The 13,275-nt window shown below is 71.8% G+C and carries 9 protein-coding genes; 5 read left to right on the plus strand and 4 right to left on the minus strand.

The annotated features are described in order from the left end of the window. A complete protein-coding gene (locus D0D15_RS26595) occupies positions 1–756 on the minus strand; it encodes an ABC transporter ATP-binding protein (protein ID WP_115944829.1) in 756 nt (251 codons plus the stop codon). Between the two features lie 66 nt (positions 757–822). On the opposite strand from D0D15_RS26595, the gene D0D15_RS26600 reads away from it, so the two are divergent. From D0D15_RS26600 to D0D15_RS26610, 3 genes are all read left to right on the plus strand, one after another. Continuing rightward, positions 823–1,365 (plus strand): TetR/AcrR family transcriptional regulator, encoded by a 543-nt coding sequence (locus D0D15_RS26600; protein WP_094006248.1) that lies wholly within the window; start codon positions 823–825, stop codon positions 1,363–1,365. Positions 1,366–1,474: 109 nt separating this feature from the next. Next, positions 1,475–2,272 (plus strand): 2-keto-4-pentenoate hydratase, encoded by a 798-nt coding sequence (locus D0D15_RS26605; protein ID WP_094006247.1) that lies wholly within the window; start codon positions 1,475–1,477, stop codon positions 2,270–2,272. Then, positions 2,269–3,042, plus strand: a complete 774-nt coding sequence (locus D0D15_RS26610; RefSeq protein ID WP_162830667.1) for a 2-keto-4-pentenoate hydratase — start codon at positions 2,269–2,271, stop codon at positions 3,040–3,042. The genes D0D15_RS26605 and D0D15_RS26610 overlap by 4 nt, the downstream gene beginning before the upstream one ends. Before the next feature lies 1 nt (position 3,043). Here D0D15_RS26610 and D0D15_RS26615 read toward each other — a convergent pair whose 3' ends face one another. The 3 genes from D0D15_RS26615 to D0D15_RS26625 all read right to left on the minus strand — a co-directional run bounded on the left by D0D15_RS26615 (position 3,044) and on the right by D0D15_RS26625 (position 6,711). Beyond that, entirely contained in the window at positions 3,044–5,050 is a 2,007-nt protein-coding gene (locus D0D15_RS26615) for a phage holin family protein (RefSeq protein ID WP_094006246.1), read from the minus strand. After that, complete coding sequence (locus D0D15_RS26620; protein ID WP_094006245.1) at positions 5,047–5,628, minus strand: DedA family protein; 582 nt, start codon at positions 5,626–5,628, stop codon at positions 5,047–5,049. The genes D0D15_RS26615 and D0D15_RS26620 overlap by 4 nt, the downstream gene beginning before the upstream one ends. A 297-nt stretch (positions 5,629–5,925) precedes the next feature. After that, a complete protein-coding gene (locus D0D15_RS26625) occupies positions 5,926–6,711 on the minus strand; it encodes an MBL fold metallo-hydrolase (protein WP_094006244.1) in 786 nt (261 codons plus the stop codon). 477 nt (positions 6,712–7,188) lie between these two features. Between D0D15_RS26625 and gltB the strand changes: the two genes are divergently transcribed. Together gltB and D0D15_RS26635 are read left to right on the plus strand one after the other, a co-directional pair. After that, positions 7,189–11,718 carry a glutamate synthase large subunit gene (gene gltB, locus D0D15_RS26630; protein ID WP_094006243.1) on the plus strand — a complete coding sequence of 1,510 codons (4,530 nt, stop codon included), beginning with the start codon at positions 7,189–7,191 and terminating at the stop codon, positions 11,716–11,718. After that, the gene (locus D0D15_RS26635) at positions 11,711–13,162 is read left to right on the plus strand and encodes a glutamate synthase subunit beta (RefSeq protein WP_094006242.1); all 1,452 of its coding nucleotides are present in this window, start codon (positions 11,711–11,713) and stop codon (positions 13,160–13,162) included. Before gltB ends, D0D15_RS26635 begins: the two co-directional genes overlap by 8 nt. Positions 13,163–13,275: the final 113 nt, after the last annotated feature.

The following is a 13,275-nucleotide window of genomic DNA, read 5'->3' on the forward strand; positions in this document are numbered from 1 at the left end:
TCAGCTCACCCCCATCGCGGCGCGCTCGGCCGACTCGACCAGCGTCGCCATGCGGCTCGCGACCGCCGCCGCGGACGGGCGGTCGAGGCGGTCGACGATCAGGCCGTCGGCCAGGAACAGCACCCGGTCGGAGAACGACGCGGCGACCGGGTCGTGGGTGACCATGATGATCGTCTGGCCGCGGTCGGCGAGGCCGCGCAGCAGGCCGAGCACCTCCCGCGCGCTGCGGATGTCCAGCGCGCCGGTGGGCTCGTCGGCGAAGACGACCTCGGGGTCGGTGATCAGCGCCCGCGCCACCGCGACGCGCTGCTTCTGCCCGCCGGAGAGCTGGTCCGGCCGGTGACCGCCGCGGTTGGCCAGGCCCACGCTCGCCAGCAGCGCGTCGGTGCGCCGCGGGTCCGTGCGGCGGCCGTCCAGCCGCAGCGGCAGCTCGACGTTCTCGCGGGCGGTGAGCGCCGGGAGCAGGTTGAACGCCTGGAAGACGAACCCGATGCGGCGGCGGCGCAGCTCCGCCAGCCGGGTCTCGTCCAGCCCGGCGAGGCTCACGCCGTCCAGCTCGACGGTGCCCGCGGTCGGGGTGCGCAGCCCGGCCGCGCTGTGCAGCAACGTCGTCTTGCCCGAGCCGGACGGGCCCATGATCGCCAGGAACGAGGCCTTGGCGGCGTCGAGGTCGACGCCGCGCAGCGCGTCGACCGGTCCGGCCTCTCCCTCGAATCTGCAGCGCAGCCCCCTGATGCGCACGGCAGGTGTGCCCATGGTGAATCCCCTTCGATGGTTTGAACGTACGTTTAAAACGAACGTTTATCTGATACGATAGCAGACGTGGGACACCGGGAGAACCTGCTGACGGCGGCGCGGGATTGTCTGTTGCGCGTCGGCTACGCGCGCACGACGGCGCGGGACCTGGCAGCCGCGTCGGGGGCGAACCTGGCGTCGATCAACTACCACTTCGGGTCGAAGGACGGGCTGCTCACGCGCGCGCTGCACGACCTGAACACCGAGTGGGGCGAGCTGCTGTTCGAAGCCCTCGGCGAGGGCGACACGAACGAGGCGCGGTGGGGCCGGATCATCGAGTCGATCCAGGCGAACCGGCAGCTGTGGTTCGTCAACTTCGAGGGGGTGGCCTACCTCCAGCACGACGAGCGCATCCGGGAGATGAACGCGCAGGCCCAGCAGGCCGCGCGGACCGCGCTGGCCCGGGCGTTCGGCGGCCTGGCGCCGGACGCGGATCCCGCGCGGGTCCGGATCGTGGGGGCGCACTACTACTCGCTGCTCGTCGGGGTGGCGCTGCAGTGGCTGACGGACCCGGACCAGGCCCCCACGGCAGCGGAAATCGTGGCGGCGGACCAGCACGTGGCGGTCTGAGGCGCGGATAGCTCGCAGCGCGGCGCACCACCGGGGCCCGCCCGACCGTGTGCCGCCCAGCGGGACGTTCTTCTTGCGATCCCCGCGGGCGCGCACGAGAGTTTCGACCATGGATGCCACAGCGGTGCGGGAGGCGGCCGACCTCCTGCTGCAGGCCTACGCGGCGGGCAAGCCCATCGCGCCCCTGATCGAGACCTACCCGGGCGCCACCGTCGAGGACGCCTACCGGATCCAGCTCGACCAGGTGCGCGTGTGGACCGAGGGCGGCGAGGAGGTCAAGGGCCACAAGGTGGGCCTGGCCTCGGCCGCGATGCAGCGTCAGATGGGCGTCGACCAGCCCGACTACGGGCACCTCACCGGCGGCATGTTCCACCTGGAGCACCAGCCGATCCCCGTCGCGCGCTTCCTGCAGCCGCGGATCGAGCCGGAGATCGCGTTCGTGCTCGGGCGGAAGCTGTCCGGGCCGGGCGTGACCGTCGCCGACGCCGTGCGCGCCGTCGACTTCGTGGTTCCGGCACTGGAGATCGTGGACTCCCGCATCGAGGACTGGCGCATCTCGATCGTCGACACCATCGCCGACAACGCCTCCTCCGGCGGCGTGGTGCTGGGTAGCAGGCCGACCGCACTGTCCACCGTGGACCTGCGCCTGGCCGGCTGCACCCTGCACGCGGGCGGTGAGCTGGTGGCGACCGGGGCGGGCGGCGCCGTGCTCGGGTCGCCGCTGAACGCGCTGGTGTGGCTGGCGAACACGGTCGGCCCGCTGGGCATCGACCTGGAGCCGGGGCACGTGGTGCTGCCCGGGTCGATGACGCGGGCGATCCCGGTGCGCCCGGGCGAGACGGTGGTGTCGACGGTGGCGGGGCTGGGCAGTGTGACGGCCGTGTTCGGGCCGGAGGAGGACGCGTGACCGAGTGGAGCATCGCGGAGGCGGCGCGGGTGCTGCTGGCCGCGGAGGACGCGGGAACCGCACGCGGCCCGCTCACCGAGGAGTGGCCCGGCCTGGATGTGCGCACCGCGTACGCCGTGCAGGACGAGGCGTTGCGGTTGCGGCTGGCCCGGGGCGAGAAGCTGATCGGGCTCAAGCTCGGGCTGACGTCGAAGGCGAAGCAGGAACGCATGGGCGTGGACCGCCCGGTGATGGCGTGGCTGACCGACGCGATGGTGTTGCCCGCCGCGGACCCGCTGCCGAAGCTGATCCACCCGCGCGCCGAGCCGGAGATCGTGTTCGTGCTGGGCTCCCGCTTGGCGGGCCCCGGTGTCACGGCGGCGACCGCGATGGAGGCGGTGGACCGCGTCTACGGCGGGATCGAGGTCATCGACTCGCGGTACGAGGACTTCCGGTTCGCCGCCGCCGACACGATCGCCGACAACGCGTCGTCGAGCGTGTTCCGGGCCGGGCCGGTCGGGGTCGCGCCCGCCGGGCTCGATCTGTCCCTGGAGGGGTGCCTGCTGGAGGTCGACGGAGCGATCGTGGACAGCGCGACGGGAGCCGCGGTACTCGGCCACCCCGGCGAGGCACTCGCGCTGGCGGCGAACTCGCTGGCGGAGCGCGGGCTGGCGCTGGAGGCCGGGTGGGTCGTGCTGACCGGCGGCCTCACCGACGCGGTGCCGATCTCCCCCGGTTCACGAATCGCGGCGCACTTCACGAGCCTGGGTTCGGTGACGCTCGCGGGCTGACTCACTCCGGCTCCGGGTGGCCCAGCTTCGTCAGCCACAGCCGGAACAACCGGTGCAGCGATTCGGCCCCCACCAGCTCGCCCGGCGGCTCGAACTCCTTGGGATGGATCAGGAACCCGCGCTCCTGCTCCCCGCCGAGCCCGCCGTGCGACCCCACGTGCACCTCGAACGGCGAGGCCTCCCCGGTCTCGGGATCCCACCGGCTGTTGATCATGATGTCGGCGCAGTGCGGGAAGGTGTCCACCCGCCGGATCAGGTCCGGAGCGTGCTTCCCGTACAGCGCCAGCGGATCCTCGCCGAGCACCTCCCCGGAAGCCAGCCGGTGCACACCATCGCGGCCCAGCACCACCGGCCCGTGCTCGTCACTGCGCACCAGCATGAACCCGACCCCGGGGTGATCCACCAGCGCGGGCAGCAACTCCGGGTACTCGCGCTCGATCGTCTCCAGCGAAACCCGGCCCTCGTGCTCGGTGAACGACACCATCCCGACGTGCCCGGACACCACCACGACCACCCCGGGCGCCACCCGCATGACCTCGTGCCGCGCGTCCTCCTTGGGCCGGTGCTCGATCCGCCGCGCGCCGGTCACCCGCTCCCGCAGCCGCGTCGCCACCGGACCACCGGCGACCGGCTCCGGCGCCGGCCCGCCGCACAGCCGTCCGACCAGGTCCTCCAGCGACTCGCCGAACCGGTGCGCGAACGCCCACCCCTGCGTCTGCCCGTGATCCGACAGCACCACCAGGTGGTAGGGCCGGGGCCCGAGCCGCGACGCCCGGTGCAGCCGCCCGATCTGCTGGTCGATCGCGCGCAGCACGGCGAGCGTGTCGAACCGTTCGATGCCGGAGTGGTGGGCGACCTCGTCGTAGCCGAGGAAGTCCGCGTACACCACGGGCCGGCCGTTGAGCATGTCCTCCAGCACCGCGGACACCACGACGTCGCGTGAGATGACCGTGGTGCCGGTCCGGGCGATCGGGTAGATCCCGCCGCGCGGCACCCGCGGCACCACGCCCGCCCGCCGCTGTCGTGCCGAGGCCGAGACCTCGCGGATGATGTCGGCCAGTGCGGAACCCAGGGTGCGCAGCGCGTTGACGGGGTTGGCGAAGTAGGCGTAGTAGCCCGTGCCGACGCGGTCCTCGCGGCGGCGGCGCAGGCCCTTGGGCAGCAGCACCGACACCGCGCTCATGGTGAGGCTGACGTGCGGGGCGTCGCCGGTGAACAGGTTGCCGTGGCCGGCGCCGTCGACCGCGAGCAGGCCGCGGCCGTCGGAGTGCCGACGCTCGATTTCGGCCGCGTCGCGCGGGTGGGCGCAGGCCATCACGTGGTCGCGGTCCTTTTCGTACCAGCGGAACCCGAGGATGTCGTGGTTGGAGCCGTGCAGGATGCCGCACACGCTCGCGCCGGTCTGGGAGCTCCAGTCGGTCTGCCAGCGCACCAGCGCGTGGCTGTCCTCGGCGAGCCAGCGGGCCAGCGTCGGCATGTCGCCGTCCCGGACCGCGCGGCGGACGACGTCGTAGCCGAGCCCGTCGACCTGCAGGAAGATCAGCCCGGCCGGGACGTCGGCCGCGAGCTCCGGGCAGCGGCGCGAGCGGCGGCGGGCCCGGCGGAAGAACACCTCGTCCTCGTCGAGGGCGAGCACGCTGGACACGACACCGCTCACCGCGGACACCCCGACCACGACGAGGAACCCGGTGCGCAGCCCGGTGACCTCCACGCCGGGCACCACGGCGAACGCGGCGACCGCGCCCGCGCCGAGCAACAGGAAGCTGCCGATGCCGAGCGTGAACAGCGCCAGCGGCAGGGCCACCCGCAGCACCTGCGGCCACACGACGGCGGTCAGCAGGCTCAGCAGCAGGCCGCACACCAGTGGCTGCCACCAGTCCGGCATCGCGAAGCCGTCGAGCAGGTCGTCCATGCCGACCAGCGCGAGCGACGTGGTCAGCCACACGAGGGCGAACCGCGCGAGCGACCGTCCACGCCGGAGAAGCCGGCCTCCTTCAGCGGTTGTCATCCCACCCTCGCCCTTTCCCTGCGGCGCTTGGCCACCAGGTTGATCACACCAGTCACCAGCAGCACGAGCACGGCGGCCAGCAGGGTCGCGACCAGCGGCGAGTCGAACAGGCCGCCGCTGACCACGCCGAGCAGCGCGTACGCGACGGCCCACAACACGCACGCGACCGCCGTCGCCGGCACCAGCCGGCGCCACGGGTAGCCGACCGCGCCGGCGGCCAGCAGCACCGGGATGCGCCCGGCAGGCAGCAGCCGCCCGACGATCACCAGCTGCCACCCCTGCCGCGCGAACCGCTCCCGCGCGGCGACGAGCCGTTCCGGCTTCTGCCCGCGCGCCAGCCACCGGACCGCCGCGTCGCTGCCCAGCCGGGCGACCGCGAAGGTGACGACATCGCCGATCATCGCCCCGGCGGTGGACAGCAGAAGCACCAGCGGAAGCGAGAGGTGCCCGGTCGTCATGGCGATGGCGGCCGCTCCCCCGACGACGGCCCCGGTGGGAACGATGGGCACGATCGAGCCGATCAGGACGCCGAGGAAGAGGGTCGGGTAGCCGACGCTGGAGAGGTCGGTCCAGTTCACGGGGCCACCCCATCACGCGGTGCCAGGAGGTGCCGCCGGGGCACGCCGATCAGCCTCGCGGCAAAACGTCACAGGCCACGGATTTTTCACCCGGTCCGGCGATGTTTTTGGACTCGAGCGGCCCCCGGGCGGCGGGCGGTGCCCAGGGGCGGGGCAGCCGCCGCGCTCGGCTCAGCGGGCGGAGCGTGTCGGCTCAGCGGGCGGAGCGTGTCGGCGCAGCGCCGAAGCCCCCGGCAGCAGCCCAGGCACCGCCGGCAGCGCCCGAAGCCCCAGCAGCAGCCGGGCCAACCGGCGGCCTCACCGGGGCACCTTGTGCGGCTTCACCCTCTCTCCGGGCTCCGTCACCGCCACCACGGTCTCCAAACCCCGTTCCGCCACCGTCGCCGCGAAGGTTCTCGGGGGGTCCACCAGCAGGCGCCGCATCCGGGGTGTTCGCGCCACGCCCGGCACCGCCAGCGTGCCCCAGTGCACCGGCACCGCCACGCGGGGCCGGACCCGGGCGACCGCCTCCGCCGCTCGCGCCGGGTCCAGGTGGCCCGGCCCGAGGTTCGGCCCCCAGCCCCACACCGGCAGCAACGCAACATCCACCGGGGCCAGCTCGGCCATCCCGTCGTGCAAGTCCGTGTCCCCGGCCACGTACACCCGCACCCCCGGCCCCTCCACGACATGACCACTCGCCCGCGCCTGCGGGCCGTGCGTGAACCGCGGCCCCCAGCGGTGCCCCGAATGCTCCGCCCGCACCGCCGTCACCCGCAGATCGCCCAGCGACAACCGCTCCCCGATGTCCAGTTCCGCGACCTCGGCAAAGCCCCGCCGCCGCAACCAGCCGCCCGCGCCGCGCGGCACCACCACCGGCACGTGCGGCCCCAGCAACCGCAGCGACGGCACGTGCAGGTGGTCCCCGTGGAGGTGGGAGATCAGCACCAGATCGACGTCGGCGTACGCGGCGGGATCCAGCGGCGGCGCGACCCGGACCAAACCGCCCACCGTGCGCGTCAGCACGGGATCGGTCAGCACGACCCGGCCGGCGATCTCCATCCGGACCGTCGAGTGGCCGAGGAAACGCAGCACCAGACCCTCCACACCCCGAGTATCCCGGCCACCGGCCGCACCGCGTCCGTAACACCTTGATTACTTGATCGGACATCCACCCGAACCGGTGAAGTGATCACCCGCGCACTTTTCCGCAGGTCAACGCTGGTGCAACGGTACTTCCACACCGGGGGCTGTCGCGTCAACGGCCGTATGGCATATGCCACGAGGTCCGGTCGACGTATGTCGATAACGGCGAATTCACACTACTGTCATAAGACCCGGCGAACCCGGGGGTAACTGGCGCGCCGCGGGAACCCGCCCACCACGACCCGGGAACCTCGCTGACGCGCGCCAGCGGCCCGAAGACGTGCCGACCGGCGGCCACCCGACGACGTGTGGCCGGTGTACCGAGTTCTGCCCTCGTTCAGGCGACTCGTACTTCTGCTCTCGACTGACCATCGCGCAGGAGGGCTGCTGTGTTAACAGCAGCCCGCGCCGCGCCCACGTGTGAGGAGACGGCCAGCCGTGACCCGCCACAGTGTTCGCAAGCCGGAAGGCTTGTACGACGCGCAATACGAGCACGATGCCTGCGGTGTCGCGTTCGTCGCCGATATGTCCGGCCGACGCAGCCACGACATCGTGTCCAAGGCCCTGACTGCCCTGCGCAACCTCGAACACCGTGGCGCCAGAGGAGCCGAACCCGAGACCGGTGACGGCGCGGGCATCCTGATCCAGGTCCCGGACGCGTTCTTCCGCGAGGTCGTCGGCTTCGACCTGCCCGAGGCCGGCCACTACGCCGTGGGCACCGCGTTCCTGCCGGTCGACGAAACCGCCCGCGGCCGCGCGATGAGCGCCATCGAGGGTCTGGTCGCCGAGGAGGGCCTGCGGGTCCTGGGCTGGCGCGAGGTTCCGGTGGACACCGAGCACGTCGGGCCGACCGCGGCCTCGACCATGCCGCACTTCGCACAGCTGTTCCTCGCCTCGCGCGAAGGTGTGCGCACCGGGCTGGACCTGGAGCGCGCCGCGTTCTGCGTGCGCAAGCGCGCCGAGCACCTGCTGGCCGACGAGGACGTGTACTTCCCGAGCCTGTCCGCCCGCACCATCGTCTACAAGGGAATGCTCACCGAACCGCAGGTGCCGCGGTTCTTCCCGGACCTGACCGACGAGCGCGTGACGAGCGCGATCGGCCTGGTGCACTCCCGCTTCTCCACCAACACGTTCCCGTCCTGGCCGCTGGCCCACCCGTACCGGTACGTGGCGCACAACGGCGAGATCAACACGCTGCGCGGCAACCGGAACTGGATGGACGCGCGCGAGTCGATGCTGTCCACCGACCTGATCCCGGGCGACCTCAAGCGGATCTACCCGATCATCACCCGTGGCGCGAGCGACTCGGCCAGCTTCGACGAGGTCCTGGAGCTGCTGCACCTGGGCGGCCGCAGCCTGCCGCACGCGGTCCTCATGATGATCCCGGAGGCGTGGGAGAACCACGAGGAGATGGACCAGGCGCGCCGCGCCTTCTACGAGTTCCACTCCACCCTGATGGAGCCGTGGGACGGCCCGGCGCTGGTGTCGTTCACCGACGGCACCCGGATCGGCGCCGTGCTGGACCGCAACGGCCTGCGCCCGGCGCGCTACTGGGTCACCGAGGACGGCCTGGTCGTGCTCGCCAGCGAGGTCGGCGTGCTGGAGCTGGACCAGTCGACGATCGTGCAGAAGGGCCGGCTGGAGCCGGGCCGCATGTTCCTCGTCGACACGGCGCAGGGCCGGATCATCGACGACGAGGAGATCAAGGGGCAGCTGGCCGCCGAGCACCCCTACGGCGACTGGGTCGACCAGGGCCTGGTGCGCCTGGAAGAACTGCCCGAGCGCGAGCGCGAGGTGCCCACCCACGCGTCGCTGGTGCGCCGTCAGCAGGCCTTCGGCTACACCGAGGAAGAGCTGGACACGCTGCTGTCGCCGATGGCGAAATCCGGCGCCGAGCCGATCGGCTCGATGGGCAACGACTCGCCGCTGGCGCCGCTGTCGTCCGGCCCGCGGCCGATCTTCGACTACTTCATCCAGCTGTTCGCCCAGGTCACCAACCCGCCGCTGGACGCGATCCGCGAGGAGCTGGTGACCTCGCTGGGCACCCAGCTCGGCGCGCAGCCGAACCTGCTGGAGGCCACCGGCGAATCGTGCCGCCGCGTCGTCCTGCCGTTCCCGGTGCTGGACAACGACGAGCTCGCCAAGCTGGTGCACATCAACGACGACGGCGACCTGCCGGAGTTCACCGCCGTCACCATCCACGGCCTCTACGACGTGCACGGCGGCGGCGACGCGCTGCTGGCTCGGCTGGAGGAGATCCGGACCGAGGTGTCCAACGCGATCTCCGAGGGCGCGCGGCTGATCGTGCTGTCCGACCGCGGGGTCGACGCCGACCACGCGGCCATCCCGTCGCTGCTGCTCACCGGCGCGGTGCACCACCACCTGGTGCGGCAGAAGACCCGCACGCAGGTCGGGATCATCGCCGAGACCGCCGACGCCCGCGAGGTGCACCACATCGCGCTGCTGCTGGGCTACGGCGCCGCCGCGGTCAACCCGTACCTGGCGATGGCCACGGTCGAGGAGCTGGCCCGGGACGGCAAGATCCCGGGCGTCACCGCGCAGCAGGCGACCCGGAACCTGATCAAGGCGCTGGGCAAGGGCGTCCGCAAGACCATGTCGAAGATGGGAGTGTCCACTGTGGCCTCCTACACCGGCGCGCAGATCTTCGAGGCGCTCGGCCTGTCGCAGGAGGTCATCGACACCTGCTTCACCGGCACCACCTCGCGGCTGGGCGGTGTCGGGTTCGACGTCCTGCACGACGAGGTCCGGCAGCGGCACGCCCGCGCGTTCCCGCGCGACGGGTTCCGCCCGAACCACCGCGAGCTGGAGATCGGCTCGGACTACCAGTGGCGGCGCGAGGGCGAGCCGCACCTGTTCAACCCGCACACGGTCTTCAAGCTGCAGCACTCCACCCGCACCGGCCGGTACGAGGTGTTCAAGGAGTACACGAACGCCGTCGACGAGCAGTCGAAGAAGCTGTTCACGCTGCGCGGCCTGTTCGAGCTGAAGGAGGGCGTGCGGCCGCCGGTGCCGATCGAGGAGGTCGAGCCGGTCTCCGAGATCGTCAAGCGGTTCGCCACCGGCGCCATCTCCTACGGCTCGATCTCGCAGGAGATGCACGAGACGCTGGCGATCGCGATGAACCGGCTGGGCGGCAAGTCCAACACCGGTGAGGGCGGCGAGGACCCGGAGCGGCTGTACGACCCGGAGCGGCGCAGCGCCGTGAAGCAGGTCGCCAGCGGCCGGTTCGGCGTCACCAGCGAGTACCTGGTCAACGCCGACGACATCCAGATCAAGATGGCGCAGGGCGCCAAGCCCGGTGAAGGCGGCCAGCTGCCCGGCGCGAAGGTGTACCCGTGGATCGCCAAGACCCGGCACTCCACGCCGGGTGTGGGCCTGATTTCCCCGCCGCCGCACCACGACATCTACTCGATCGAGGACCTGGCACAGCTGATCCACGACCTGAAGAACGCCAACCCGGCCGCCCGCATCCACGTGAAGCTGGTGTCCGAGGTCGGTGTGGGCACGGTCGCGGCGGGTGTGTCCAAGGCCCACGCGGACGTCGTGCTGATCTCCGGTCACGACGGCGGCACCGGCGCCTCGCCGCTGTCCTCGATCAAGCACGCGGGTGGCCCGTGGGAGCTGGGCCTGGCCGAGACGCAGCAGACGCTGCTGGCCAACCGGCTGCGCGACCGGATCGTGGTGCAGACCGACGGCCAGCTCAAGACCGGCCGCGACGTGGTGATCGCCGCGCTGCTGGGCGCCGAGGAGTTCGGGTTCGCGACCGCGCCGCTGGTGGTGTCCGGCTGCATCATGATGCGGGTTTGCCACCTGGACACCTGCCCGGTCGGTGTGGCGACGCAGAACCCGAAGCTGCGTGAGAAGTTCAACGGCAAGGCCGAGTACGTGGTGAACTTCTTCGAGTTCATCGCCCAGGAGGTGCGCGAGTACCTGGCGCGGCTGGGCTTCCGGTCGATCGAGGAGGCCGTCGGGCACGCCGAGGTGCTCGACACCCGCCCGGCCGTGGATCACTGGAAGGCCCGCGGGCTGGACCTGTCGCCGATCTTCCACGTGCCCGAGCTGGAGCCGCGGGCCGCGCGGCACCAGGTCGTCAAGCAGGACCACGGCCTGGAGAAGGCGCTGGACAACACGCTGATCCAGCTCGCCGAGGGCGCGCTCAGCTCCGGCGACAAGGTGCGGCTGGAGCTGCCGGTGCGCAACGTCAACCGGACCGTGGGCACCATGCTCGGGTCGGAGCTGACCAAGCGCTGGGGCGGCGAGGGCCTGCCGGACGACACGATCGACGTGACCTTCACCGGCACCGCCGGGCAGTCGTTCGGCGCGTTCATCCCGAAGGGGATCACGCTGCGGCTGTTCGGCGACGCCAACGACTACGTCGGCAAGGGCCTGTCCGGTGGCCGCATCATCGTGCGCCCGCCGAAGGAGGCCAGGCTCGCGTCCGAGCAGAACATCATCGCGGGCAACGTGATCGGCTACGGCGCCACCGGCGGGCAGATCTTCCTGCGCGGCAAGGTCGGCGAGCGGTTCTGCGTGCGGAACTCCGGCGCGCTGGCCGTCGTCGAGGGCGTCGGTGACCACGGCTGCGAGTACATGACCGGTGGTCGCGTGGTCGTGCTCGGGCCGACCGGGCGCAACTTCGCCGCCGGCATGTCCGGCGGGATCGCGTACGTGCTGGACCTGTCGCCGCTGCGGGTGAACCCGGAGATGGTCGACGTCGACCCGCTGGACGACGAGGACGTCGAGTTCCTGCGGGACGCGGTCGAGGCGCACTTCGTGGAGACCGAGTCGCCGGTGGCGCGGGCGCTGCTGGCCGACTGGGAGACCACGATCGGGCGGTTCGGCAAGGTCATGCCCAAGGACTACAAGCGGGTCCTGGCCGCGCGGGCGGAAGCCGAGCGCGACGGCCGGGACGTGAACGAAGCCATCATGGAGGCCGCACATGGCTGACCCGAAGGGTTTTCTGACGACGCCGCGCGAGACGCCGAAGACCCGGCCGGTGCCGCTGCGGCTGCTCGACTGGCGCGAGGTGTACGAGGACTTCGCGTCGAACAAGCTGGAGCAGCAGGCCGGGCGCTGCATGGACTGCGGCATCCCGTTCTGCCACCAGGGCTGCCCGCTGGGCAACCTGATCCCGGAGTGGAACACGCTGGTCTGGAGCGACGACTGGCGGGACGCGATCGAGCGGCTGCACGCCACGAACAACTTCCCGGAGTTCACCGGGACGCTGTGCCCGGCGCCGTGCGAGACCGCGTGCGTGCTGGGGATCAACAACGACCCGGTGACGATCAAGCGGGTCGAGATCTCCATCGTGGACCGCGCCTGGGAGGAGGGCTGGATCACGCCCGAGGTCCCGAAGACGCGCACCGGCAAGAAGGTCGCCGTGGTGGGTTCCGGTCCCTCGGGCCTGGCGGCGGCGCAGCAGCTGACCCGCGCCGGGCACGACGTGGTCGTGTTCGAGCGGGCGGACGCGATCGGCGGGCTGCTGCGGTACGGCATCCCCGAGTTCAAGATGGAGAAGCGGCGGCTGGACCGGCGCCTGGAGCAGATGCGGGCCGAGGGCACCGAGTTCCGCACCGCGGTGAACGTCGGGGTCGACATCACCGCCGAGCAGCTGAAGTCGGACTACGACGCCGTGGTGCTGGCCGGTGGCGCGACCGCGTGGCGGGACCTGCCGGTGACCGGTCGCGAGACGACCGGCGTGTACCAGGCGATGGAGTACCTGCCGCTGGCGAACCGGGTCGCGTCGGGCGTGCTGGAGTCGTCGCCGATCACGGCCGAGGGCAAGCACGTCGTGGTGATCGGTGGCGGCGACACCGGCGCGGACTGCGTCGGGACCGCCCACCGGCAGGGCGCGCTGTCGGTGACGCAGCTGGAGATCATGCCCCGCCCGCCGGAGACCCGGTCGGAGGCCCACCCGTGGCCGATGTACCCGATGATCTACCGGGTGTCGTCGGCGCACGAAGAGGGCGGCGAGCGGCTGTACTCGGTGAGCACGCAGGAGTTCCTCGCCGATGAGCAGGGGAATCTGCGCGCGCTGCGCTTGGTCGAGGTCCGCAACGAGGGCGGGAAGTTCGTCGAGGTCGAGGGCACCGAGCGGGAGCTGCCCGCGCAGCTGGTGCTGCTGGCGATGGGTTTCGTCGGCCCCCAGCGTGAAGGCCTGATCGAGCAGCTCGGCGTCGAGCTGGACGCGCGCGGCAACGTCGCGCGGGACTCGGATTTCCGGACGAGCGTCGACAACGTGTTCGTGGCGGGCGACATGGGCCGCGGCCAGTCGCTGATCGTGTGGGCGATCGCGGAGGGCCGCTCCGCCGCGGCCGGGGTGGACGCCTACCTGACCGGCCGGAACGTCCTCCCGGCCCCGATCGCACCCACGGACCGGCCGATCGCCTAGGACCAGGGGTGGACCGCCTCGGCAACGGAGCCGCGGCGGCCCACCCCGCACCCAATTCTTCGCCACACAACACCAACCGCCACCCGGCAGCGCACAGCAACAACCCCCCGAAC

Source organism: Amycolatopsis thermalba (assembly GCF_003385215.1).
Taxonomy (GTDB): Bacteria; Actinomycetota; Actinomycetes; order Mycobacteriales; family Pseudonocardiaceae; genus Amycolatopsis_E; species Amycolatopsis_E thermalba.